Below are 23,375 nucleotides of genomic sequence, written 5' to 3' on the forward strand. Positions count from 1 at the left end.
GCGAGTTGTCGATGCCTACAGGCGCTTGAGAATCACATAGCGGTTGAGATCGCCGCTGCGACCGTCGGCATGGAAGCGCTCAAGCTCGCGCACGGGGACCTCGCCGCTCTTGTAGAACGTACGGACGCCACGCACCAGATCGGTGATCTGCTGATCGTCAAAGTGATGGCAATAGCGGTAGGCGTGGCGGTCGTTTTGCCAGCCAATGAGGTGGTCGCCGGCTTCAAACTGCGCGGAATCGTAACCCTCAAACGGTGGGGTGAGCTCGGCGCGGGCTTCGGCTCGAACGGCCTTGCGCGCCATGCGCTCGTCGTTCATAAACTCCCAAAAGCTGATGGCGATGATGCCGCCCGGGCGTGTCTGACGCACCAGGGCGTCGAGCACGCGTACGCGGTACTCGCATGACGGCACGTGGTGCATAAAGCCAAAACAGACCGATATTTCGGCGAGCGGGGCGTCGAAAAGCACATCGGGTGTCTCGGCGGGGTTGAGCTTCATGAGGGCATCGAGCACATCGAGTTCCTGGAAGTGCAGGTTGGGAATGCGCAGCGCGTGGCCATGTGCATCGATGGCCAGGTCTTGGCACGAGTCGACGCCGTAGAACTCAAACGGGCAGCTGGCATCTGCCGAGGGGTTTGCGCCGTCGACGCCCTTGGCGGCAAGTGCGCCGCCGGCGGCAAAGTTCTCGAATCGCATATTGCCGCAGGCAAGATCGAAGACGCGGACGGGATGCTCAATCGTGGCGACATCGAGCTGTTCGAGCGCGATGTCCATGGTGCGCACCCAGCCGGGCCACGGGGCCTGGCGCGTATCGGAGAAGGAGGCGGAGTGCTCGCGATAGAACGTGTTGTTGAGCTGGATGAGCGACGAGGCGAAATCGCGGTTCACGGCGCGGAACTCCCTTCGTTGGCGGTGCGGAATAAACAGTACGACCATACTACCGTTAACGCCGCAACGGGGACAACCAAGCTACGGGTCATTGCTTTGTTTGGACACATTTCCGCAGCTCATATGCACTCGCAACCGCCGGTTGTCAAAAATCTCACTAGAATAGGTGGCGTGCTTTTGGCGGTGGCGGATAGATTTTTAACTGTGCAAGGCGCCTTAAGAACAAAAACGGTCCGGCGGCACGGCTGGCATCACATAGGAGGAACCATGAATGTAGAAACTGCGCAGCGGCTCGCCGACCTTCGCCGCAGCAAAGGCTTTAGTCAAGAAGGGCTGGCACGAAAGCTGGGACTGTCGCGCCAAGCGGTCAGCAAATGGGAGCGCGCGGAGAGCTCGCCCGATACCGAGAACCTGATTTCGCTCGCCAAGCTCTATGGTGTGAGTCTGGATGAGCTGCTCAATCCGAGCGATGAGATCGAGGACGATATCGAGTTTGAGAACGAGGACCGCGCCCGTCAGCGCGAGGCCGAGGCGGCGGAGCGTGCCCGTACCCACGAGGCGGCGGCACGCGCTACCGAGGCGGCAACGCAGGCGAGTGATGCTGCGGCCAAGGCGGCGCAAGCGGCAAGCTGGAGTGCACAGGCCGCCAATGCCGCTACGGCGCAGGCGACGAGTGGCGGTGCGGTTGGCTCGACTCCGGTGAAGGGCCCGTTCCAGTCGTTCCCGTATTGGGCTGTGTGTTGGCTGCTGTTCTTTTTGCTGATGTTCCCGTTTGGTGCCGGCCCCTTTGCCGCGCTGATCTTCTTTACGATTCCCATCTATCACTGGGTGGCGCGTGCACTCGATGGTGATTGGGCGCGCGGGGATATTCAGGTTGGTTCGGCACCGGTGACGGCTAGGACTCAGGTGCAGGATGCTTCCGCTGCGGTTGATGCTGGCGTGGCTACCGCGACTACCGCTGGCCCGATCGCCAAAGAGGGTGATGAATGATGAAGCTTTCGCATGAATCCAAGGTACGCTTGAGCGTTGGCATCGGAGCGTTCGTGCTCATTGTTGGGCTTGTATTTGGCGTTTCGCGGACATTGATTCATTTTGATGGCCCGTGGGATCTCGACGATGTTGTATCCGGCCTGTCCGGTAGGGACGATGTGGTTGACGATGACGATTTTATGAACGATGGCGGCGGCTATTCCGCTCAGCCTCAGCAGCTTTCGAGTACGACTTTTGATGCCGATATGTTCCGCTACCTCGATTTCGATATCAATGCGGGTTCGGTGGACGTCAAGGTTGTTGATGGCAACAAGGCTCGCGTTATCGAGCGGGGGCGCGTTGCCAAGGGTATGGATGCCTCCAAGGCCGCGGCGCAAAACATCGCATCCGTCGAGGACTCGACGCTTAAGGTTTCCCAGTTTGGAAGTGATGACGGTAAGGCAATCGATCGCTCGGTTACGGTTGAGCTGCCGCGCCGTGTTGCCGAACATCTGAAGGGGATCAACGCGCACGTGGGCTCGGGTGATTTGCAGATTGCCGGTGTCATCTGTGATGGTTTTGACCTTTTCCTGGGTGCGGGAGATGTAGAGTTTACAGGCAGCGTGACTGATGCGCTCAGTGCTGAGGTCGGTTCGGGCGATGTGACGTTCGAGCTCTACCAGGCCCCCGCGAAGTCGATGGACGTAAGCGTGGACTCGGGCGATGTGGAGATAACGGTTCCAAACTCTACGGGCTTTAAGGCGAGCCTCACCGTGGGCAGTGGTGACTTCGAGAGCGATTTCCTTCCGCTTGGCTACGATGGCGAGACCATATTGAATCTTGAATTCGACAACGGTGATAAGTCAGCCACGTATCGTTTTAAGGTCGGTTCGGGCGACATGTCGTTTGATCCGGAGTGACATGAGGTTTTCGGAGATCGGTACATATAGGCACGCTCTTTGATGGAGGCGCCGGAGCCCGTCACGGCTCCGGCGCCTTTGCCTTTACAATGGGGGCATGGAACAGATTATCTTGAACATACTCGAGGCTCTGCGTCGCGGTGAGACCGTGGACGACAAGGCGCTCGTCAAACTGATACATGCCGAGGCGCGCCGTGAGGGTGCCGACAAACGCGATTTGGCCAAGCGCCGTCTGCTGCCGTTCTACCAGCGGGTTAAACGTGAGGAGCCGGCTCGGTGGGCTGCGTGGAATGTCGATTCCGATCTGGAACGCCAACTGCTGCAGGTGCTGCGCATGAAGCCGCGCCGCACGGCTTCGGGCGTGGCGACCATTACCGTTATCACCAAGCCCTGGCCATGCTCGGGCGATTGCCTATTTTGTCCCAACGATCTGCGCATGCCCAAGAGCTATCTGCACGCTGAGCCGGCGTGTGCCCGTGCGGAGCAAAACTGCTTCGATCCGTATCTGCAGGTGAGCGCTCGTCTGACCGCGCTTTCGCAGATGGGGCATGCGACCGACAAGATAGAGCTCATCGTGCTCGGTGGTACCTGGAGCGACTATCCGCAAGGGTATCAGGCATGGTTTATGTCGGAGCTCTTCCGTGCGCTCAATGACGATGCCGTCGCCGGCGTGGCGGCAAACCCCATGTTGGCGCGTCCGGGCATCAGCCGTGCCGAGGCAGGGCGCCTGCTCGATGATGCTCCCGCCGATGCCCTGCCGCCGGTGGTAACAGAGCGCCGCGAGCGCTATCGGGCTGCCGGCATTGCGACCGACGAGGCCGAGCTTGCGAGCGGTGTTGCCGACGAGCAAGAGCACGTGGATGTTGCTGTGGGCGGCTACAACCGCGCGGTGCGTCGTCTGTACGGCCCTGGCACGCCGTGGGGCGAGGTTGCCGAGTGGCAGACCGCCACGATGGAGGAACTCGAGCGGCAGCAGCGCATCAACGAGACGGCGAAGCATCGCGTGGTGGGGCTCGTTATCGAGACGCGCCCCGATGCTGTGACACCGCAGGCGCTCACACTCATCCGCCGCCTGGGCTGCACCAAGATTCAGATGGGTATCCAGAGCCTCGACCAGCATTTGCTCGATATCAACGAACGTCGCATTTCGGTGGCGCAGATCGAGCGGGCGTTTTCGCTCGCGCGCCTGTTTGGCTTTAAAATCCACGCGCATTTTATGCTCAACTTGCTGGGCGCCACGCCTGAGGGGGACAAGCGCGACTACGAGCGCTTTATGGCCGAAGGGGCCTTTATGCCCGACGAGGTCAAGGTCTACCCGTGTGCGCTCATCGAGGGTTCGCGCCTGGTGGGTTGTTACGAGCGTGGCGAGTGGCGCCCCTATACCGAGGAAGAGCTGCTCGATGTATTGGCCGACGACATCGTGGTGACGCCGGCGTTCTGCCGCATTAGCCGCATGATTCGCGACTTTAGTTCCGATGACATCATGGTGGGCAACAAGAAGCCCAACCTGCGTCAGCTCGTCGAGAACCGCCTGGCTGCTCGGGGTGACGGTGCGACGGTGCGTGAGATTCGCTATCGCGAGATCAGCACGGCGGGTGCCGACTTGGATAAGCTATCTCTTGATGAGGAAGTAGCGTACGAGACGCCGGTGACTTACGAGCGCTTTTTGCAGTGGGTGACGCCGCGGGGCAAGATCGCGGGCTTTTTGCGGTTGTCGCTGCCCGATCGCGCTTTTGTTGCCGCACATGCGGACGAGCTGCCGACGATGCCGGACGAGGCGATGATTCGTGAGGTGCACGTTTATGGTATGGCGGCACGTGTGGGCGATCAGGGCCAGGCAGCGCAGCACCATGGATTGGGACGTTTGCTCGTGGAGCGTGCGTGCCAGATAGCTCGGGACGCTGGCTATACGTACATCAACGTGATCAGCGCGATCGGTACGCGCGAGTACTATCGCCATCTTGGATTTTATGACCATGGCCTTTATCTGCAAAAGGAGCTCTAGATGAACAAGCCGAGTGTTTCTGCCGGCGTCGTTGCCGGCGTTGCTCTGGGAGCCGCGGCGCTTGGTGCGGCCGCTGTCGCTGTTCGTGCTGCCTGTCTGCAGGTCGCGAGGACCCGCAATGGGCTGGCACGTGTGAAGCGCGTGCACGATGAGGGCGGCGACGAAGTTCGCGTATTGGTGCAAGGCAGCGTCTACCAAAGCGCGAGTTACGTTGGCGAGCGCTGGGCGGAGCCCGTCTTTGCGTACTATCGCGCGTTTGACGACGTGTTTGAGGCCGAGGATGCGATGCGCGACGCTTATGGTCACGGTATCAACCGTATGCTTATGCTAGGTGGCGGCGGGTTTGCCTATCCCAAATTTGCGCTGATGTCGCACAAGGTCCTGCGCATGGACGTCATCGAGTATGACGGAGAGATAACGCGCTTGGCGCGCCGTTGGTTCTATCTGGATGAACTGGAGCACGCGGTGGGCGATCGCCTGCGGGTGATTACCGCTGAGGCTCGCTCGTATCTGGGTGTGACGAGCGTGGGCCATCGTCGCTATGACGTGGTCGTGAGCGATTACTTTGGCGGTGCCGAGCCCGTGCGCGAGCTGGCGACCGTTGAGGCGCTGCGCCTGGTGCGGGGCAGCCTGAACCCCGGGGGGTATCTACGTGGCCAATATCGTGAGCGCAAACGAGGGGAGCGATGTGACGTTCCTTCGCGACTGCGCTGCCACGGCACTCGAGGTATTCGTCCACGCCTGGGTGGTCCCATGTGGCGATGCGAAGTTCAGCGGCGAGGAAAACTACCTGCTCATCGCCAGCGACGGCGACTACGCCTTTGCCGAAGCCGTGCCCTTCGACACCGACTTCCTCGGCACCGTCCTTCACGACAAGTAAGTCTCCCCGTCCCAAAAAAGACTGGTCTTAGGCGTGGTCGCGCCAGCCGTGAACGCGCTGCTTCATGCCCTCTATGTCGAGCACGCCTTCGGCAAAGCCCTTGCGCACGAGCTCTTCGGGAACAAACTCGTCGTAGCGGTCAAAGTAAGGCACCTCGCCAGGATAGACGAGCTCGATGGGATCGAAGTCCTTTTCGGCCTCGGCGGCGAGCACCTCAAAGAACGTCTCCTCGTCGGCCTTCATCTTAAACTGCATAAAGTACGGGCGTGACGGGTCGAGTCCGCGAAGGCCCAGCTCAGCGGCGCATTTGATTTTAAGCATGCGCTCGAGTGCTAGGAAGGCGTAGCTGCCCAACCAGGGGAAGAGCACCCAGGTGTCGCCACCCAGATTGATGAGCGGCTTAGTTCCCGCGCCCGAAATCTCGGCGGTATGACGAGCCTGCGCCAAGCGAGCCCGTGCGTTGCCCATGAGGTACGGATATGCCGCGTGCTCGTTGAGCGCCTTGCGCATGCGCTCGAGTACGTGTGTATTGATGTCGCCGGGGCAGTCGCCAAAGTAGGCCGGCACACGGCCCTTGACCTGCGTGGCAAAGACGGTATGACGCTTCCAGTCCACTTCCTCGACAATCCAGCAGTGTCCGGCGATGGCGATGCGCTCACCGGGCGGGGGCGGATTAACGATCGTGCCCAGCTCGGCCGATTCGCTCCGGACGGTAAACTCCTCGTTTTCCTGGAACACGGCGTAGAACTTAAAGTTGTTGATGATGCGCTCGCCCGCGAGACCCACGATGAGCCCGCCACCTTCGGTGACCTGGATATGGTCGATCTTAATGAGGTGACGTAGCAGCACACGGTAATCGTCTGCCGAGACACGGTGGAAATAGCTGAGCGTGAGCACGCGCTGGGCAAGTTCGGCCGGCGTGAGCTCGCCGGTGCTGGCGAGGGTCGACATAGTCTGGTGATAGAGCAGGCTGTAGGGGAGACGATCGAGCTCGGGTGGCTCGACCCACTTTTCCTCGCGATAGAGTTGTACGAGCGCGATGCCCTGCAGGAGCTTCCAAGGTATCGTTTCGGGCATCATCGTGCGCGGCTCGGGCTCCTCCTCGCGCATGACAAACCACATCTCGGGTGGAAGATCGCGGCGGCCCGTGCGCCCCATACGCTGCAAAAAGGAGCTGACGGTAAACGGCGCGTCGATCTGGAAGGCACGCTCCAGACGGCCGATATCAATACCGAGCTCCAGCGTGGAGGTGGTGACGGTTGTCTGTGCCTGTTCCTCGTCGCGCATGAGCTCCTCGGCGGTCTCGCGTAGCGATGCCGAGAGGTTGCCGTGATGGATTAGAAAGCGGTCTGGCTCGTGCCGGTTTTCACAGTAGCTGCGCAACATGGAGCACACGGCCTCTGCCTCCTCGCGCGAGTTGGCAAAGACCAGGCACTTGCGGCCGCGGGTATGTTCAAAGATGTAGCCCATGCCGGGATCGGCGTTGTCGGGTGCGGTGTCGGTGGGGTTGAGCAGTGCCTGTTCGGTTGCCTGCGGAATGTCGACTTTGCCCTCGGGGGCTGAGGAAGTGCGACGGTCCTTGGGGGCAGCCTTGCCCCGTGCCTGCTCGCGACGTTGGCGGCGTTCCTCCTGTGTGAGTTGTCCGCTATGGCGCATGTCTTGTCCGGATGCGGGCAGCGCCGCGGGTGGTGCCGCCTCAATGCGCTCGCATGCGAGCACCTCAGCTTCCTGCGGACCTGTGCTCGTGAATCCTCGTTGCTGCGCCTGGGGACCCGAGTTGTAGAAGTGCTCCATGGAGATACGCCAAACGCGGCGCGGCTCCTCAAAGCGGGGGATGACGCAGTCGCGTCCCGTCCCCTGCGACAGGAAGGCACCCGTGCGCTCGGGATCGCCGATGGTGGCCGAAAGGCCAATGCGGCGGGGCCGCACGCCCGCCATGCGCGAGAGGCGTTCGATAAGGCAGAGCGTCTGCCCGCCGCGGTCACCGCGCATGAGCGAGTGAACCTCGTCGATGACCACATAGCGCAGGTCACAAAACATACGCGGGATTGCCATGTGCTTATGGATTAAGAGCGCTTCGAGTGACTCGGGCGTAATCTGCAAGATGCCGCTCGGTTTTTTGATGAGCTTTGCCTTGTGCGACTGTGAGACATCGCCATGCCAGTGCCAGACGGGGATATCGGCTTCTTCGCACAGGTCGTTGAGGCGGACGAATTGGTCGTTGATGAGCGCCTTGAGGGGGCCAATGTAGAGGGCGCCCACGCTTGCGGGCGGGTTCTCCCAAAACTCGGTCAGGATGGGAAAGAAGGCCGCCTCAGTTTTGCCAGATGCCGTGGATGCCGTCAGGAGCACATTGTCTTGCGTGTTGAAGATGGCATCTGCCGCCGCAACCTGGATGGAGCGCAAGCTCTCCCAATCGTGGGAGTAGATGAAGTCTTGGATAAACGGGGCATAGCGGTCAAAGGCGTTCACGGGGCCTCCTTTCAACAACGGGCTATCAAACGCAACGGGCAATGGGTCGTCGAATTGCAACATCGGCGTTTGCCCAGATAAAACCTGCCAAAATAAACCTGTCCCTTTTTGGCAGGTTAAATGGTGAATTCGGCGAAGCTGCGGTCATCGTCTGCGGTGTCGGTGTCGTCTGTTGCGGCTGCCGGCACCAGCGCGTCGCCACCGACGCCTTGCAGCAACTCGGCCACGTTAGCATCGGGGTTTTGACATAGGATATCGAGCAGCTCGATAAAGTCGCGGATGACCTCGCGGGGCGTCAGGTGCGTGTCTGCCCCCACGCGGCCAAACTCAATCTTGAGGAAGTCCACCAAGTCGTTCTCGGTAAGCGTGGGCGTCCAGCCAAAGTAGCCGGCATGGATCTGCATGAGCTTTTCGATGAGCACCAGCAGCTCCTCGTAGGTGAGCGGCTGCAGGCGGATGATGGGCGCGAGCATGTCTTTGAGGTCATTGCGCGCAAAACGGCCCTGAGCGAGACGGCTCCGAAGGGCCTCGTAGGAAAAGACGCCGCGGCGGCGGTCCTCGATAGAGGTCGGCGTGCCGCCCATGATCACGCCCAGGTACTGTGCCTTGCCCTGGAGCGTGTCGTTGTACATGGTCAGGATCTTCTCGTAGTTATATTGGCGCGTGATCGCGTTGGGAATCTTGTACAGATTCACGAGCTCGTCGATGAGCACCAGCATGCCCTTGTAGCCGCTGCAGACCAAAAAGCGCGCAATGAGCTTAACGTAGTCGTACCAGTCGTCATCGCTGATGATGGTTGAGGATCCCAGTTCGGCGCGCGCCTCGCTCTTGGTGCGGTACTCGCCGCGAATCCATTTGGTCACGCGACTCATAGCTTCTTCGTCACCCTCCGAGACGGCCGTGCGATAACGGCGGAGCATGCGGACAAAGTCAAAGCCGTGGACCATCTCTTCGAGCGGGGCCAGTTGGGCATTAACGGCAGACTCGTCGGCATCGGCACACGAGGCGACCCAGCGATCCAGGATAAGGTTGAGCGCGCCGCCCTCGGGGCGCGTCTTGGTCGATATATTGCGGATGAGCTCGCGGTAGGTGGCAAGGCCCTGTCCCTGGCCGCCCTGTAGGCGGCGCTCGGGGGATAGGTCGGCATCGGCGACGACGAATCCCTCGCCCATGGCGTGCGTGCGGATGGTCTGGAGCAAAAAGCTCTTGCCGGCGCCGTAGCGACCGACTAGAAAGCGGAAGCTCGCGCCGCCATCGGCGATGAGGTTCAAGTCGGTGAGTAGGGCGCGGATCTCGACCTCGCGCCCTACGGTGATATAGGGAAGGCCGATGCGCGGGACCACGCCGCCCTTGAGCGAGTTGAGAATAACGGCAGCGACGCGCTTGGGCACGCGGGGCGCTGCGGATGCGGTATCACTCATGGTCTAGGTATCCTCTCACGTCTGCTTCGTAGTCCTCGATAATCTGCGGCCCTGCCGCGCTAAATTCAATTACGGTGTCGCCCACCAGGTCAAAGAGCGACTCGTTGATAGTATCGACGAGCATGTCCTCGCTCTGCCCCGAGTGCGCCACTGCCGATGTCACTTGCGCTACGTTTTGCTCGAGCAGTGCGCGAAGGAAGGCATCTGCGGCGGGCGCGAGTTTGTTCGCAGCTTCGATGGGCGCGGGCGTTACGGGTGCGGGCGCAGACACGAGGAGCGGTGCCACGACGCCAAACTCTTCGGTGGAGACGGTCGGCTCGTCGGGTTCGTCTTGCCGTATGGTCATCTCGCCAGGTTCGGCAGTCATGTCGGGCGCAGACTCGGTGTTCGGTTGCTCGATAAGCGTCGCCTCGACTTCCACAGGCGCGCCGTCCTCGCGTTCCTCGTCAATCAAAAGCGCCTCGCGCGTTTGTGCGGCGGCGCTCCGAATATGCCCCAGCTGACTCAGATCGATATCGATCTTGACGGGCTGGTGTGCGGCGTCCCACGAAAGCCATGCCACAATCTCGTCATCGATAATCTTGGCCAGATATTTGGGGACCTTTTCTTCCTTAAGGGGATGGGCAGGGTCCAGCGCCAGGCGCAGGCGTTGGTCGCAGGCGCGCATCATCTCGCCAAGTTTGCTGCTCTTTTGCCTACTACCGTGGATACGCATGCATTCCCAAAAGCCGTTTTGGCAACGGTAGATATGGATGGGGTCCAGACGGTATTCGCAGTCCTCGTGGCGCTCGGGCGCAAAGAATACGGCCGAGGCAAACATGGTGTAGGGCATGGCCGTCTCCTCCCCAAATAAACTTGCCACGATGCCGGTCTTTCGGTGCGTGTCATAGTAGCGCGCCATGCGGACATACACGGCGCACGCCACGTGGCGCAGATCACGGTGGTGGCTGCGGTCGAGCCGCGAGCTACTTAGGTTGTACGTGGAGAGGGCGTTGATGGCGGCCATGAGTCGCTCCTCGCGCACCTCATCGGGCGGAAGGGGGAGCGTGGGCTCGGAGGTTTTGCGACGCTTAGGGGTCTGGCCGGACGGTGCCGGTACAAGGTCTCGTGCCGCGCGCCGCAGTTCGATAAGGGCGTTATCGAACATGACGGTTTTAGAGTCGCGAAGCAGCTTGGGGTCGAGCCCGTGGAACACGGCGTAATCTTGCAGCCACACGCGCGCAAACCGGTCGATGCCGGGCTCGAAGGCGCGATAGACATCCCAAAAAGCCTTGATCTTGTTAAAACCATCGAGTGGATTATCTACGCCAATGCCGCAGATCAGCTCATAGAGATACAGAAAGGCAAAGGACGTAGACGTTTCCTCGACGGTTCCGCGGCGCACTTGGGCACGCCAGGTAAAGTAGCCGCGCAGTTGCCGGTCGCTCATGGCGTTGTAGGTGGGAAAGTACGACTTAAAGGTGCCGTTGTAGGGACAGTCGTCCTCAAAGTCGGCCATCAGCAGGCCCTGGCGGTAAAAAAGCTCGGCTTCCGAAAGCCAGCGGCCCGCACCGCCCTTGGGGTCATCCTGCCAGCGCGATATCTCGCGCATTTTACGGTACTGGTCGGGGAGGAAATTCTGCATCTGTCGGCCGGTTTTGAGAATCGGCTCGTCTGCGTAGGTTTCGTTTGAGAAGCGGGCGGACTGATGGGTCCGGGCCTCGGCCATAATGCGCTCGATGAGCATCTTGATGTCCTGGTCGGCCACCGCTCCTCCTCTCGAACGCAGCTACGGTGACCTCATATCATAGCACAGCATCAAACAGATGTTCGAGATACCGCTGCGTTGATAGATTTAGAACAGGAGGGCGTATATGACGGCGATGACGACGGAGGGAAGCATATTGGCCGTGCGGAAGGTCTGAGGACGGATGAGGTTGACGCCGACGCAGAAGATGAGCATGGAGCCTACGAGCGAAAGGCTGTTGAGGGCTGCTGTGGTCATGATGGGGGAGAGCGCGCCGGCAAACAACGTGATCGTCCCCTGGAACACGGCGACGGGCAGGGCGGAGAAGATGCAGCCGCGGCCAAGCGAGGCCGTCATGGTGCAGACGATGATGCAGTCCAGTGCGCCCTTGAGGGCAAGCGTTGACCAGTCGCCGAGCAGGCCGTCCTGGATCGATCCCACAATGGCCATGGCGCCGATGCACACGGTGAGTGAAGTCGAGACAAAAGCGTTGGTGAACTCGTTATCGCCCTCACTGCCAGTCTTGCGCTTGAGCCATTCGCCAAGGTTCTCGATGGCGGCCTCCAAGTTGATGGCTTCGCCGATGAGCGAACCGAGCGCAAATGAGACGATGAGCATGGTGGTACCGGTGGTCGCTAGCGCCTTTCCATCGATGATGAGCATCTTTTGCATGGTGCCGCCCAGGCCGATAAACAGGACGCACAGCCCCGATGCTTTCATGAGCGTGTCTTGGATGCGCGGTGTAATGAAGCGGCCGCCCGCTAATCCCAAAAGACCGCCCGCAACTAAAAGCGCAACGTTGATGATTGTTCCCAAGCCCGGCATGAGCCCTCCTGTATTGATGCCAACGTGGCAATCGTAGCAGAACGAAATGCGAGGCACATCGCGACTCATCTAATACGTTATATAAGTGGTATTAGGAATGATGCGCAGCATTTAAGCCTCAGGTGGTTGTCGGGACATAGGGATAGTAGTCAAAGCGCAGTGTCATAAGCCGCTGTGGGGATTCAATAGCCGCGGCGATGATATTGGCATCGCGGGCACGATCAAACCCTTCGAGTTCGATCTGATACGAGACGTCTTGCATAATGTCCAGACGGCGCCAGGCTAGAAGTGTGTCGCCATCGAATTCCAAGGTCTTGCCTCCGTCTGGGGCAACGGCGTATAGACGCAGTTTAGCGGTGGTTGCAGGGTCGACAACCGTGACCTTTTTAATTTCGTTTCGAGTATTCTTGGCGCCCAACAAGGTGAGCAGTGTTGGGGCCACGACCTCGCCCGATGGCAAAAAGACGACTTCGATGGATTCGGGAAATGCGATGATGGCCGACTTGCGGACGGGCTGATTGGCGGCGGCAACTTCGATGCTCGCGGCGTCGATGACCTCTGTGTGGTCGAGGGCGGCAAGCACGCAGCAGTTACCTTCATCGATCTCCTGAGGATCAGCAAGCCCCAGACTGTCCGCGAGCTCGGGATCGTTTGGACCGGTAGCGGGCTCATTCGGTGCTTCGAAAGAAGCTGGGACGCTGTTTGTCGGCGACGGCGTGTCGCCCGCACCTGCTTCTTTGTCCGTGCTCTCTTCTTGTATGGTTGCGTTGATGGGTTCGTCGTTTGAGGGGAGCGTCTTGGCGTCAAGCGCGGAGGGGACAATCCCGACGGCTCCGGATCCGTTCCACTCCATCTCGAGAAGCGCCGGGTCGGCAAGAATGCGTTGCCTGCCTAGCGTGTGGGTATCGATCGCAATAGGGCCTGCCTCCGTCCCGCGCGTAAGGCTGAGCGATCCGGCCGGCTTCTCGAAATGAATGTCTGTGTCTTCGGTACTGGCGGCGTAGAACAGCAGGGATGCTTCTCCCGCCGCGATGGCATCGGTGCCCGCCTTGGTCAGCCGCAGCGATGCCGTGAATGAGAGGGTGGGCTGCACATCGTCTGCATTCGCGGCGGCGCAGCCCAGACATATACCGCCTCCTTTCTCGAAAAACGCACCGTCGAAGGCGACCTTCGCTCCGTTCGCCGAGTCATCGACCGAAGCGATATCGATGCGCAACCCCAAATCGCACGGATCGCCATCTGCATCGAGCACAATCGAGCGCCACGTGCAGACGGCGCACCCCGCCTGGGAGCCGTTTGCCTTGTTCGAACGATTGATATCCACGACTATCGAGCCGTCCGTATTACGACGAAGGCATCCCGAGGTTGAGATTGCGGCCTGTGCGAACGAAAAACGCTTGCACGCAATGGCGCTCGACGGATTTGGTGCGGAGCTTAGGGCTGCTGGTAAGGAGTCTGCCATGACGGGAGTCGCCCAAGCGGCGACAGGCGTTCCGGTTGCGAGCGCGCCGCAGAGTGCGACGACGGGCAAAAGGTTCTTCGATGCCATGGGGTCTCCTTAGCTAATTTAGTGTGGCCTGTCCGTGTTTCGTTTCTGGCTGCGTTTGATGTGCAGACCGAGGCCGGCGGTTCCCGCGCCTGCTGCCGTGGCGCCTGCTGCCAAGAGCCATCGTCTGTCGCCTGTCTGAGCCAACGGTTCCTCGCGGCAGCCGCGGTCGAGCTCCGAGAGGTCGACCGTCACCTGCGTGGCGGCCTGCGCCTGTTCTTGCTGGGCAAAGGTCATGGCTGGCCCAAACGCTAGGATACTGACGGCGGCGGCCAGGGCGACGGCCTTATGCCGTGTGCGCACCGGGCTCGACCGTCCAGGTGATCGTTGCGACCTGATCGCCTTCGCCGGTTACGCGGAAGATGTCGCGCGTGACGCGGGCGACGTTTCCGCTTGTCTTGAGCTTAATTTTGTCCGTGCCGCCGGCAATGCCCTGGTAGCCCATGTCGAAGGCTGCATTCTTGGAAAGATCGAGGCCCGTCTCCTGCATTGCGGCGCTGGCGTTCTGGAGTGCGCCGTTGGGGCCGACCTTAAAGTCGATGGAATTCTGCGCGGTTCCGGCCTTGGCGTCGGCGGCAATGGTCCAGGTGTTCATGGCGTCGATCTTCATGTTGGTGACATGGATGCCGTAGGCCGAATGATTGTCGATGGTGGTCGCGTCTTCTGAGGGGCCCTGAAGCGTGCCGTCGGCCTTGGCGACGAAGGGAATAACCGTCGGAACTTTGAACTCTACGTTGTCGATCTCGGTCCTGACCATTACTTTTGTGGTTCCAACGCGCCCGGCTGCCAGAGCTGGCGTCGGGGCGGCGCCCATTGCGAGCGCGAGCGCGAGCCCTGCGCCCACGACGAGCGCTCTGGCTCCGTTCATGTTCCTGGTGATGTCCATGGTCGTTCCTTTCTATTCGCCGCGGGCCGTCCCCGCGATGATTGGACGAATGCTGGTGAATTGCGTGCGGTGCCGCGTCGGTCGAAAAAGCTAGTTCTCGGCTTGCTCAACCCGTACCTTGACACGTGTCGGATTGCCGTGGCTGTCGAGGGTCTTGGCATCGAGTGCCTGGACCTCGATGTATGCCTCGCCTTCTTTGATGTCGCCGGCGGGGCACGTCTCGATTGTCTTGCCGGTCTCGACCACACCGGATTCGTACATGGTCTCGTCGTTTTGGATGACGCGGAATCGCTGGGGAAATTTATTGTCTTGGACGTTTTGCACGTTGACGCGCAGCTTGCCGTCCTCCTGTAGCTGAGCGACCGGCGCGACCGAAATCGTCATCATGTTGTCGCGGACGATGGCATCGAGCTCATCTTGGATTTCTTGTCGCGATTTACCCTCTGCCGTCGTGACTGAGGCGCCCGCTTCGGGCACGGGCTGCGACTGCCAGGCGTATAGTCCTACGGCGACAAGGGCGCAGACGATAGCCAGACAGACAACGACGAGTTTCTTGCGACGCCCCAGTCCTGCGAGGCGGGGCGGCTTCTTCGCACTCATGCGGCGTCCTTGGTGGTGTAGACACGTGCGAACGTGGACGGGTCCGCTCCAAAGAGCATGTGAAGCATCAGGCGGCGCGAGTAGATGAGCTCGTCAAAGTCGTGAGGGAGCTCGATGTCGTGGATACGCGCGATGTGGTGGGCGAGCGCCGAGAACGACTCGGGGTCGCAGATAACATCGGTGGTGACGTGGTAGACCGCCGTATCGGGGAACGCCTCTTCGTCGAAAGGCAGGAGATAGGGATCGTCGTCGACCTCGATGGCGACGCCGTACTGGGGCCAGTAATATGCCATGGGAACCTCCCTGCTTCTGGGGCCAAAACTTCTATCGGTTTTGGTTGTCGACGCCGACCGTATCAGCCGCTACTTGACCAATTTCTGACCAAATGCTTGACGGATTGACATCTCCGCAGGTAAAAGGTGGAAAAAATTACTCCAACTTTTTTCGAGCGACAATCGAGCGGTCGGCGACGGCGGGGCGATATGTGTCAAAAGCATCGTCTGCCGAGGAAGCCTTGCCGTTCGCCGAATTGCACAAACGTAAAAATCGCCAATTATGGAGACGGTCTCGAACACGTCGACGAAACGATGCGGTAACATCTCCCTGCAAACACTGTAGTTAGCTAAAGGGGGAGTTCGCGTGTCTGCAACCATTAAACCCTTCACCGATGAGTTCGAAGAGTATGGCCGCGATGAATCTCGTGCATCGGGCGAAGCATCGAGCATCTCGTTTCCGACAACGGAAGACGAGGTCCGTGCCATTTTGGAAACGCTCCATGCCGAGCGTGTCCCGGTAACGGTTCAGGGCGCCCGAACCGGCCTTGCCGCCGGTGCCGTGCCCCACGGTGGGCATATCCTCAATACTTCCCGTATGAATCGCTACTTGGGCCTTCGCCGCGATGAACAAAGCCAATTTCTGCTGCGCGTGGAGCCGGGCGTTGTGCTCTCGGAGCTGCGTAAGCAGCTGAGCAAGAAGGTACTGCCGACCGCTGGTTGGGACCAGGCATCGCTTGAGGCCTACGAGGAGTTCCAAGAGTCCCCCGAGCAGTTCTTTCCCACCGATCCCACCGAGGCATCTGCCTGTCTGGGTGGCATGGCGGCATGCAACGCCTCCGGCGCCCGCAGCTACGCTTACGGCCCCATGCGCCCGCATATCACGGGACTCCACGTCGCGCTGGCTGATGGCGATTTGCTTGAGCTTCAGCGCGGCGAGGCTTTTGCCCAGGGCCGCCACCTGTCGCTCGTGACGGCAGAGGGCCGTACGCTCGAGCTCGATCTTCCCGGCTATACCATGCCCGAGACAAAAAATGCCTCAGGCTATTTCGTTGCGGACGATATGGACGCCATCGACCTCTTTATCGGCGCGTGCGGCACGCTCGGCGTTATCACCGAGCTCGAGATTGCCCTGCAGGCGGCGCCTGCGGTCGTTTGGGGTGTGAGTTGCTTTTTCGATAGCGAGGACAAGGCGGTGTCCTTTACCGATTCCGTGCGCCCTGTCCTGTCCCATGCGGCTGCCATCGAGTACTTCGATGCTGGCGCCCTGGATATTCTACGTCGCCAGCGCGAGCAGTCGACGGCGTTTGCCTCGCTGCCGGCGCTCGACAAAGAGGCCAAGGTATGTGTCTACGTGGAGCTCGATTGCGATGACGAGGCGCAGGCGACCGAGGAGCTGTACCACTTGGGATGGGTGCTGGAGCTTGCGGGCGGCCGCGACGATGCGACATGGGTCGCCCGCAACGAAGTCGATCGCGAGTGCCAGCGGTTCTTCCGCCACGCGGTGCCCGAGAGCGTCAACATGCTCATTGACGAGCGTCGCCGCACCGACCCCACCATTACCAAGCTGGGATCGGATATGTCGGTGCCCAATGCACGCCTTGCCGATGTCGTGGCCCTCTATCGCCGCACGCTGGCCGAAAGCGGGCTTGAGTCTGCTGCCTGGGGACACATCGGGAACAACCATCTGCATGTGAACATCCTGCCGCGCGATGCGCAAGACTACCGTCGTGGTGGAGAGCTCTTTGCCCAGTGGGCTTCCGAGGTCACGGCCATGGGCGGTGCCGTTTCTGCCGAACACGGCGTCGGCAAGATCAAGGCGGGCTTCTTGGAGACGATGTACGGCCACGAGGCCATGGTCGAGTCGGCGCGTCTCAAACTCCAGCTTGATCCTGCCGGCCAGCTGGGTCGCGGCAACCTGTTTACGGAGAAGCTCTTGGATGAACTCGTCCAGAAAGGGGGCGCGTGAAGATGAGTGATTTCCATATGGTGGTGTGCGTCAAGGCGGTGCCCGGAAGCACCGAGGTCAAGATGGACCCCAAGACCAATACTATCGTGCGTGATGGCAAGCAGGCGGTCGTTAATCCCTTCGATGCAAGTGCCCTCGAATGTGCGCTAGCGCTGAAGGACGACTTTATCGGCTTTGGCATGGACGTGCGTGTGACGGTGGTGTCGATGGGCATCCCCGCGACCGAATCGCTGCTGCGCGACTGCATCGCCCGCGGTGCCGACGACGCGCTGCTGCTGACCGATCGCGCCTTTGCGGGCGCCGATACCCTAGCCACCACCTATGCCCTCAAATGCGGCATCGAGGCACTCGATGAGGACTTTGACCTGCTCATCTGCGGCAAGATGGCAGTGGACGGCGATACGGCCCAGATCGGCCCCGAGCTGGCCGGCGCCTTTGGGGTCCCCTGCGTGACCGACGTGAGCTGTGTGCAGAGCGCGGGATTTACGACGTGTGGCTCGCTGGCGCTCGTTCACGGCTGCGATGCCGGCGAGGAGACGGTGTACCTGGAGATGCCGTGTGCGATGACGACTGCCAAGGAGATTGGCCAGTTGCGTATGCCGAGTATTGCCGGTATTCGCGCGGCAGAGGGGGCGGACGTGCGCGTGATCAGTGCCGCCGACGTGAACGCCGACCCCTCGCGTTGCGGCCTTGCCGGATCACCGACGCAGGTCGTGCGCTCGTTTGTGCCCGACCGTGACCAAACGTGCGAGGCCGTTGAGGGAACGGCGTCCGAGCAGGCGGTAAAACTTGCCAAGATTATTGAGGGGATGGCATAGATGAGCGGGCTGATTATCGATAGCGAAGCCTGTATCGGCTGCGGTCGCTGCGTTCGCGCCTGCGCCTCGGGCGGCATTGTGGTGGAGGGTGAGCGCCCCAATCGCTGTGCCCGCGTAACCGACGGCTGTATCCTGTGCGGTGGGTGCGTCGACGCCTGCCCCGTCAACGCCATCTCGATTGAGCGCGACGAGGCCGCCGGCGCGGCAGACCTTGACGCATATCGAGACATCTGGATCTTCGTGCAGACTGACGAGCACGATGCCGTTGCATCCGTGGCCTTCGAGCTCATGGGCAAGGGGCGCGAGCTTGCCGATGCCCGCGGCTGCCGTCTGGTGGCACTGGTCGGCATGAGCCCCGAGGGCTCACTCGGGGACCTGGAGCATCTGATTTGCGCCGGTGCGGACGAAGTTCTGGTCTGTCGTGACGAGCGCCTGCGTCAGAACGACGCGGAGGTCTACGCTCGCTTGATCTGCGATTTGGTAGCCGAGCGCAAGCCCGAGGCCATTCTGTACGGCGCGACCGCCTTTGGTCGCGAGCTGGCGCCCGGTGTGGCCGTGCGCTTGCAGACGGGTCTTACGGCCGATTGCACGGTGCTTTCTATGGATACGGAGACGGGTCTGCTGCAGCAGACGCGCCCGGCGTTTGGCGGCAACCTGATGGCCACCATTATCTGCCCCAACCACCGTCCTCAGATGGCAACGGTGCGCCCCGGCATCTTTAAGGCGCCCGAGTTTGACTATAGCCGCTCCGGCACGATTACCCAGGTAGTGCTTGCGGATGACGTTAAGGCCCGCGTCGAGATCTCGATTCCCGCCGAGGAGTGGGGACAGCAGGCCTCAATTGCCGATGCCGAGCGTCTGGTCGTGGTGGGCCGCGGCATCGGCTCCAAGAAGAATCTGCCCCTGATGCGAAAGCTCGCCGATGCCCTGGGTGCCGAGCTTGGTTGCACGCGTCCCATTGTGGAGGCAGGCTGGTTGGAGTATCGCCACCAAATTGGCCAGACGGGTGTATCGGTCTCGCCCAAGCTCCTCGTGAGCATCGGTGTCTCGGGCGCTATCCAGCATCTCGCCGGCATCGGTGGGGCGGAGTGCATTGTCGCCATCAATGAGGACCCGGATGCCCCCATCTTTGGTGCCGCCCAGTACAAGGTCGTCGGCGATGCCGTTGAGATCGTTGAGGGGCTGCTGGCTCAGTTTGAGCGCTAAGCGCGCGTCAGCCAGTCGCGCATCTCGTCCTTTAGGCGGCTCCAGGTTGCCTGCGTGGCGGGGTCGGTAAAGGGCCGCGTAATGCCAAAGGGCGCGTCGAGCAGGCGGTGGATATCGCCCTGTTTGCGCGCCAGCGCGCGGCTCGCTGGATAGACGAGCTCAAACATAAAGCAGATGAGTCCCACCAGGTAGTCTGCGGGCTCATCGCGCTCATCGCGTGCGACGCAGCGGTGCTCGTCAAAGGCGGTAAGCGCCGGTGTCGAGAAGTGGCTGGCGAGAAACGTGTCCTCATCCACCTTGAGGATGGTGTCGACGGTGCTGTCGGCGATGGTGCGCATAATGTCGATCTTGTCGCCATCGCGCACGATCTCGCAGAAGCTCCGTGTACGGGTGTCGAGTTCCGTGGGCAGGCGAAAATCACTGTGGTGGGCGATGCTCGCGCGGATCAGTTCGTCCTCTGCCGGGTCATCGATAAAGTCGCGGATGCTCGTTACGGCGGGTGCATCGGCGGGATTCTCGCCAAAGAGGACCTCGATGCCCAGCGCTGCATGGCTCATGCTCTCGGCGTCCTTAAAGGTGTCCCAGTGCCGCAACTGCTCAAAGCGGCCCATATCGTGTAGCAGGCCGCAAAGCCATGCCAGGTCAATATCTTCTGACGACCAGCCCTGCTCGCGCGCTACGGCATCGCATGCCTCGGCCACGTGGTACGTATGCTCGATTTTGAGCGCGATGCGTGGGTTGGTGGCGTCGTAGGCATCGGTGTAGCTTTTGAAGGCCGCGCGCGCCCGGTCTCGATCGATAGCTGTCATAATGACTTCCTAAAAAGTTGTGTCTTTCGATCCGGTGGCAATTGTAGGTGAACTTTATTGCCACCGGTTGATATTTCTGCTGCGTTGCAAGGCGCGCTGCAGACGACTTACCAGAATGGGAGTGGCATGGTCCTTAGGATCTTTAAAATCGTCTGGCCAGTGATGCTTACCTATATTGCAATAGGCGCGCCGTGCGGAATGATCATGGGGCAGACGGGAATGGAGCCCTGGATGGTCTTTGCTCTGAGCAGCACGTTTGTGACGGGCAGCGGCCAGTTTATGATCTGCAATCTTTGGCTGGCGGGCGTGCCTGCAGCATCGATCGTCGCGAGCGTTGCTGCCATCTCCTCGCGCTTTGCGCTTTACTCGGCATCGATCGCGCCGCATCTGACGGGTGCCTCGAAGCGTCAGACGCTGGCTGTTGCCGCGACACTTACCGAGGAGGCATATGGCATCTCGCTTGCCAAGTTGGTTGAAGGGGAGGATTGGGGCCCGCGCGAGTCCTTCGTGCTCAACGTGATTCTCATCGCAACATGGGGCGTTTCGTGTACGATGGGCGCCATCGTCGGCGCCGTTGTCGATGTTCCCACCGCCATTGCAGCCTTTGTCTGCACCTCGCTCTTTATCTGCCTGCTCTTTTCGCAGCGGCTGTCGCGCGGCAACGTTGTCGCGGCGGTTTCGGGCGCGGTGTCCGTCGCCGTATGCAAGTTCTTGGGCCTCACGAATATTGCCGTGCCGGCAAGCGTCGTGGCCGGCATTGCCATTGCGTTGGCGTGCGATGCTGTATTTGACGGAAGAGGTGCCCGCGATGCCCGTTAACGAGTTCTTGGTTCTGTGGCTGTCGTCGTGGGCTGCTATCGCGTTCTTTCGCATCGCGCCGGCGTTTGCCTTGCGCGGGAGAACGCTGTCGCCCCGCATTACCGAGGCCCTGGGTTATATCCCGCCCGCTGCCTTTGCCGCGCTGGTCGCCAACGACTTGGTGAGCCCCGGCGCGTTCGACGCGGGACCCTGGCCTGCCTTGGTTCCCTGGATTGCGGCTGCCGGCGTCGTGGCCGTGGCGGTCAAGACAAAATCGATGCTGTGGTGCTGTGTTTCGGGCATCGTGTTCTATATCGTTTTGAGCCTCATATAAGAGCGGGGCACGTTTAGCGCCCCTGTCCAACGAATCGAATTTCTCACCGAGCTGGTCTATTTCTTCTGGTACCATGGTCAAACTTTACTGTAGCAAAGCGTGACGTGGGCTTTTGTACCCCGTCAGCGGAAATGGGGGTTTCATGGCACAGGAAGCGACCGCCAACGAGCAAAAGAAATTCAAGGTCCCGCGCATCCCGGGCGACATCATGATCTATCCGATGATCGTCGGTCTTTTGCTCAACACCTTCTGCCCGCAGGTTTTTGAGATCGGCGGCTTCTTTACGGCTGCCTGCCGCGGTGGCTCCAATGCCATCGTCGCCGCGATCCTGCTGTTTGTGGGCGCCGGCATCAGCTTTAAGTCCACGCCGGGTGCCATCAAGACCGGTATCGTCGTGCTGATCCCCAAGCTGGTCGTCGCAGCGGCTCTCGGCCTGGGCGTGGCATATTTCTTTAACGACAACTTCCTGGGTCTGAGCTCCGTGTCTATCATCGGCGGCATCACGTTTTGCAACATGGCGCTCTATACGGGCATCATGGGCGAGTTCGGTGATGAGTCTGAGCAGGGCGCCGTCGGTATCCTGTTCTTTACGGCTGGCCCCGCCGTCACGATGATCATCCTCGGTGTTTCCGGCCTCGCCAACATTCCCATTGGCACCATTATCGGCTCCATCTTGCCACTCGTTATTGGCATGGTTCTGGGCAACCTGTTCCCGTTTATCAAGAACCTGCTGGTTCCCGGTGCCAATCCCGCGATTGCCGTCATCGGATTTCAGCTCGGTGCGTCCATGAGCCTGTCGAGCTTTATCACCGGCGGTATTTCCGGCATCTTGCTGGGCCTTGTCACGCTGTTTGTCGTCGGTCCCATCACCTTTGCGTTCGAGCGTCTGTGCGGCGGCAATGGCAAGGCCGCTGTGGCTTGCTCCACCATTGCCGGCACGGCTATGACCACACCGGTTGCCCTCGCCGAGGTCGCACCGCGCTACGCCGAGCTTGCGCCCATCGCGTACGCTCAGATCGCCACCGCCGTTATCATCACGGCGATCATGGCTCCGATTCTGACTGGCTGGGTCGACAAGAAGTTCTGCCAAGGCAAGGAGGATCTGTCGCCTGTCGGTGTCGAGGCCATAGAGGAGGCCGTCGCGACTGACATCGATGGCGAGTAGCAATCGATACCCATCAATGATGCCGGCGTGTGCAATTCGCGCCGTATGGGCGCCCGAACAGAAACTGTTTTGCAGTGATGTTCGGGCGCTCTGCTATTATCCCCTTTACCCCTGTGGAGTAAAGGGGTGTTTATTGCCCTGATTCGAATTGGGCGATTCTGACCACTTGGGTATTGAAGGGATGGCGCTAGTGGTTAAGGCACTCAAGATTGAGATATTCGTGCTATGCATGATTGTTCTTATCGGGCTTGCCGTGCGAAGTCGTCGCTCCTTGTTCTCGAGCACCCAGCAGCTATTGTTTAGCATGCTTGGCTACACCTCTGCCGCGTACATATTATTCGATATGATCTGGACGCTTTCGGACGGTGTGGACGGCACGTTGGGCATTGCTGCCAACTGGATTTCCAACGCGGTTTCGTTTTCGCTCTTTGCTATCGCGTGTCTCATTTGGTTTATCTATTCCGAGACGGTGCAGGGTTCTCGCCTTTTGACCTCGCGCTATAGGGTGGTGCTTGTAGCGTTGCCTACGGCTCTGGTGGTCGTGCTGGCGTTTACCAGTTACTGGACGCACGCCCTGTTCTATATCGATTCGCAGGGCGTGTATCGTCGCGGCTTTGCCTATATGATCCAGCCCATCGTCAGCTACTGTTACGTTATACATACGTCCCTGCATGCATTTGTGCAATCTCGCAGGGTCGAGAGCCTGCAGACGAAGGCCATCTATCGAACCTTGGCATTTTTCGCCATTCCGGCCCTGGTGGGCGGTACCTTTCAGGTCGTATACTCGGTGCCCGGCCTTTGTGTCGGCATAATGATTGGCTCTGTTAGACCACATTTGACACGATCGGCTGTTCGTCGAACCGGGA

22 protein-coding genes and 1 pseudogene are annotated in these 23,375 nt (G+C 60.4%); 12 read left to right on the forward strand and 11 right to left on the reverse strand.

The genetic code is table 11. The features are described from left to right. Positions 1 to 15 precede the first annotated feature (15 nt). Positions 16 to 888 carry a hypothetical protein gene (locus DWV43_RS05695; RefSeq protein WP_117817298.1) on the reverse strand — a complete coding sequence of 291 codons (873 nt, stop codon included), beginning with the start codon at positions 886 to 888 and terminating at the stop codon, positions 16 to 18. Between the two features lie 267 nt (positions 889 to 1,155). Between DWV43_RS05695 and DWV43_RS05700 the strand changes: the two genes are divergently transcribed. From DWV43_RS05700 to DWV43_RS10345, 5 genes and pseudogenes are all read left to right on the forward strand, one after another. After that, on the forward strand, positions 1,156 to 1,878 hold the full coding sequence (locus tag DWV43_RS05700; RefSeq protein WP_117817299.1) for a helix-turn-helix domain-containing protein: 723 nt from the start codon (positions 1,156 to 1,158) through the stop codon (positions 1,876 to 1,878). Then, complete coding sequence (locus DWV43_RS05705) at positions 1,875 to 2,777, forward strand: DUF4097 family beta strand repeat-containing protein (protein ID WP_117817300.1); 903 nt, start codon at positions 1,875 to 1,877, stop codon at positions 2,775 to 2,777. The genes DWV43_RS05700 and DWV43_RS05705 overlap by 4 nt, the downstream gene beginning before the upstream one ends. Positions 2,778 to 2,874: 97 nt before the next feature. After that, a complete protein-coding gene (locus DWV43_RS05710; RefSeq protein ID WP_117817301.1) occupies positions 2,875 to 4,782 on the forward strand; it encodes an elongator complex protein 3 in 1,908 nt (635 codons plus the stop codon). After that, a pseudogene (locus DWV43_RS05715) lies at positions 4,783 to 5,370 on the forward strand (fused MFS/spermidine synthase); the annotation flags it as partial. It abuts the gene before it with no gap. A gap of 64 nt (positions 5,371 to 5,434) precedes the next feature. Beyond that, complete coding sequence (locus DWV43_RS10345; RefSeq protein WP_233539212.1) at positions 5,435 to 5,662, forward strand: hypothetical protein; 228 nt, start codon at positions 5,435 to 5,437, stop codon at positions 5,660 to 5,662. Between the two features lie 27 nt (positions 5,663 to 5,689). Here DWV43_RS10345 and DWV43_RS05720 read toward each other — a convergent pair whose 3' ends face one another. The 9 genes from DWV43_RS05720 to DWV43_RS05760 all read right to left on the reverse strand — a co-directional run bounded on the left by DWV43_RS05720 (position 5,690) and on the right by DWV43_RS05760 (position 15,431). After that, a complete protein-coding gene (locus tag DWV43_RS05720; protein WP_117817302.1) occupies positions 5,690 to 8,134 on the reverse strand; it encodes a DEAD/DEAH box helicase in 2,445 nt (814 codons plus the stop codon). Positions 8,135 to 8,250: 116 nt separating this feature from the next. Next, positions 8,251 to 9,555, reverse strand: coding sequence for an ATP-binding protein (locus DWV43_RS05725; RefSeq protein ID WP_117817303.1), 1,305 nt, complete (start codon positions 9,553 to 9,555; stop codon positions 8,251 to 8,253). Further along, entirely contained in the window at positions 9,548 to 11,302 is a 1,755-nt protein-coding gene (locus tag DWV43_RS05730) for a TerB N-terminal domain-containing protein (RefSeq protein ID WP_233539211.1), read from the reverse strand. Before DWV43_RS05730 ends, DWV43_RS05725 begins: the two co-directional genes overlap by 8 nt. A gap of 87 nt (positions 11,303 to 11,389) precedes the next feature. Next, complete coding sequence (locus DWV43_RS05735) at positions 11,390 to 12,163, reverse strand: DUF554 domain-containing protein (protein WP_233514464.1); 774 nt, start codon at positions 12,161 to 12,163, stop codon at positions 11,390 to 11,392. A gap of 61 nt (positions 12,164 to 12,224) precedes the next feature. Then, positions 12,225 to 13,655 carry a hypothetical protein gene (locus tag DWV43_RS05740; protein ID WP_117817304.1) on the reverse strand — a complete coding sequence of 477 codons (1,431 nt, stop codon included), beginning with the start codon at positions 13,653 to 13,655 and terminating at the stop codon, positions 12,225 to 12,227. Positions 13,656 to 13,673: 18 nt separating this feature from the next. After that, complete coding sequence (locus tag DWV43_RS05745) at positions 13,674 to 13,955, reverse strand: hypothetical protein (RefSeq protein ID WP_117817305.1); 282 nt, start codon at positions 13,953 to 13,955, stop codon at positions 13,674 to 13,676. Next, entirely contained in the window at positions 13,939 to 14,538 is a 600-nt protein-coding gene (locus tag DWV43_RS05750; RefSeq protein ID WP_117817306.1) for a hypothetical protein, read from the reverse strand. The genes DWV43_RS05745 and DWV43_RS05750 overlap by 17 nt, the downstream gene beginning before the upstream one ends. A gap of 90 nt (positions 14,539 to 14,628) precedes the next feature. Further along, positions 14,629 to 15,138, reverse strand: a complete 510-nt coding sequence (locus tag DWV43_RS05755) for a hypothetical protein (protein ID WP_117817307.1) — start codon at positions 15,136 to 15,138, stop codon at positions 14,629 to 14,631. Then, complete coding sequence (locus DWV43_RS05760) at positions 15,135 to 15,431, reverse strand: hypothetical protein (protein WP_089573322.1); 297 nt, start codon at positions 15,429 to 15,431, stop codon at positions 15,135 to 15,137. Before DWV43_RS05760 ends, DWV43_RS05755 begins: the two co-directional genes overlap by 4 nt. A 346-nt stretch (positions 15,432 to 15,777) precedes the next feature. Between DWV43_RS05760 and DWV43_RS05765 the strand changes: the two genes are divergently transcribed. Genes DWV43_RS05765 through DWV43_RS05775 form a run of 3 tightly spaced genes read left to right on the forward strand, consistent with a single transcriptional unit; the run spans position 15,778 to position 19,403 of the window. After that, positions 15,778 to 17,379, forward strand: coding sequence for an FAD-binding oxidoreductase (locus DWV43_RS05765; protein ID WP_117817308.1), 1,602 nt, complete (start codon positions 15,778 to 15,780; stop codon positions 17,377 to 17,379). Between the two features lie 2 nt (positions 17,380 to 17,381). Then, positions 17,382 to 18,197 carry an electron transfer flavoprotein subunit beta/FixA family protein gene (locus tag DWV43_RS05770; RefSeq protein WP_117817309.1) on the forward strand — a complete coding sequence of 272 codons (816 nt, stop codon included), beginning with the start codon at positions 17,382 to 17,384 and terminating at the stop codon, positions 18,195 to 18,197. Then, the gene (locus DWV43_RS05775) at positions 18,198 to 19,403 is read left to right on the forward strand and encodes an electron transfer flavoprotein subunit alpha (RefSeq protein ID WP_117817310.1); all 1,206 of its coding nucleotides are present in this window, start codon (positions 18,198 to 18,200) and stop codon (positions 19,401 to 19,403) included. On the opposite strand, the gene DWV43_RS05780 is transcribed toward DWV43_RS05775, so the two are convergent. Next, on the reverse strand, positions 19,400 to 20,212 hold the full coding sequence (locus tag DWV43_RS05780; protein ID WP_117776077.1) for an HD domain-containing protein: 813 nt from the start codon (positions 20,210 to 20,212) through the stop codon (positions 19,400 to 19,402). The genes DWV43_RS05775 and DWV43_RS05780 overlap by 4 nt on opposite strands. Before the next feature lie 162 nt (positions 20,213 to 20,374). Between DWV43_RS05780 and DWV43_RS05785 the strand changes: the two genes are divergently transcribed. The 4 genes from DWV43_RS05785 to DWV43_RS05800 all read left to right on the forward strand — a co-directional run. Next, complete coding sequence (locus tag DWV43_RS05785) at positions 20,375 to 21,031, forward strand: AzlC family ABC transporter permease (protein WP_255413157.1); 657 nt, start codon at positions 20,375 to 20,377, stop codon at positions 21,029 to 21,031. Continuing rightward, positions 21,021 to 21,344 carry an AzlD domain-containing protein gene (locus DWV43_RS05790; protein WP_117629654.1) on the forward strand — a complete coding sequence of 108 codons (324 nt, stop codon included), beginning with the start codon at positions 21,021 to 21,023 and terminating at the stop codon, positions 21,342 to 21,344. Before DWV43_RS05785 ends, DWV43_RS05790 begins: the two co-directional genes overlap by 11 nt. A gap of 142 nt (positions 21,345 to 21,486) precedes the next feature. Continuing rightward, positions 21,487 to 22,509 carry a 2-keto-3-deoxygluconate permease gene (locus tag DWV43_RS05795; protein WP_117776079.1) on the forward strand — a complete coding sequence of 341 codons (1,023 nt, stop codon included), beginning with the start codon at positions 21,487 to 21,489 and terminating at the stop codon, positions 22,507 to 22,509. A 190-nt stretch (positions 22,510 to 22,699) separates the two neighbouring features. Further along, a partial coding sequence (locus tag DWV43_RS05800) for a histidine kinase N-terminal 7TM domain-containing protein (RefSeq protein ID WP_199569368.1) occupies positions 22,700 to 23,375 on the forward strand: 676 nt, incomplete at its 3' end.

The sequence above is a fragment of the Collinsella sp. AF05-9 genome (genome assembly GCF_003465595.1).
GTDB lineage: Bacteria > Actinomycetota > Coriobacteriia > Coriobacteriales > Coriobacteriaceae > Collinsella.

What these genes read in the sequence shown, in the direction of transcription:
- DWV43_RS05700 (WP_117817299.1), top strand. Translation starts at nt 1,156, where the DNA reads ATGAATGTAGAAACTGCGCAGCGGCTCGCCGACCTTCGCCGCAGCAAA.
- DWV43_RS05705 (WP_117817300.1), top strand. Translation starts at nt 1,875, where the DNA reads ATGATGAAGCTTTCGCATGAATCCAAGGTACGCTTGAGCGTTGGCATC.
- DWV43_RS05710 (WP_117817301.1), top strand. Translation starts at nt 2,875, where the DNA reads ATGGAACAGATTATCTTGAACATACTCGAGGCTCTGCGTCGCGGTGAG.
- DWV43_RS05725 (WP_117817303.1), bottom strand. Translation starts at nt 9,555, where the DNA reads ATGAGTGATACCGCATCCGCAGCGCCCCGCGTGCCCAAGCGCGTCGCT.
- DWV43_RS05740 (WP_117817304.1), bottom strand. Translation starts at nt 13,655, where the DNA reads ATGGCATCGAAGAACCTTTTGCCCGTCGTCGCACTCTGCGGCGCGCTC.
- DWV43_RS05750 (WP_117817306.1), bottom strand. Translation starts at nt 14,538, where the DNA reads ATGGACATCACCAGGAACATGAACGGAGCCAGAGCGCTCGTCGTGGGC.
- DWV43_RS05755 (WP_117817307.1), bottom strand. Translation starts at nt 15,138, where the DNA reads ATGAGTGCGAAGAAGCCGCCCCGCCTCGCAGGACTGGGGCGTCGCAAG.
- DWV43_RS05760 (WP_089573322.1), bottom strand. Translation starts at nt 15,431, where the DNA reads ATGGCATATTACTGGCCCCAGTACGGCGTCGCCATCGAGGTCGACGAC.
- DWV43_RS05770 (WP_117817309.1), top strand. Translation starts at nt 17,382, where the DNA reads ATGAGTGATTTCCATATGGTGGTGTGCGTCAAGGCGGTGCCCGGAAGC.
- DWV43_RS05775 (WP_117817310.1), top strand. Translation starts at nt 18,198, where the DNA reads ATGAGCGGGCTGATTATCGATAGCGAAGCCTGTATCGGCTGCGGTCGC.
- DWV43_RS05780 (WP_117776077.1), bottom strand. Translation starts at nt 20,212, where the DNA reads ATGACAGCTATCGATCGAGACCGGGCGCGCGCGGCCTTCAAAAGCTAC.
- DWV43_RS05785 (WP_255413157.1), top strand. Translation starts at nt 20,375, where the DNA reads ATGCTTACCTATATTGCAATAGGCGCGCCGTGCGGAATGATCATGGGG.
- DWV43_RS05790 (WP_117629654.1), top strand. Translation starts at nt 21,021, where the DNA reads ATGCCCGTTAACGAGTTCTTGGTTCTGTGGCTGTCGTCGTGGGCTGCT.
- DWV43_RS05795 (WP_117776079.1), top strand. Translation starts at nt 21,487, where the DNA reads ATGGCACAGGAAGCGACCGCCAACGAGCAAAAGAAATTCAAGGTCCCG.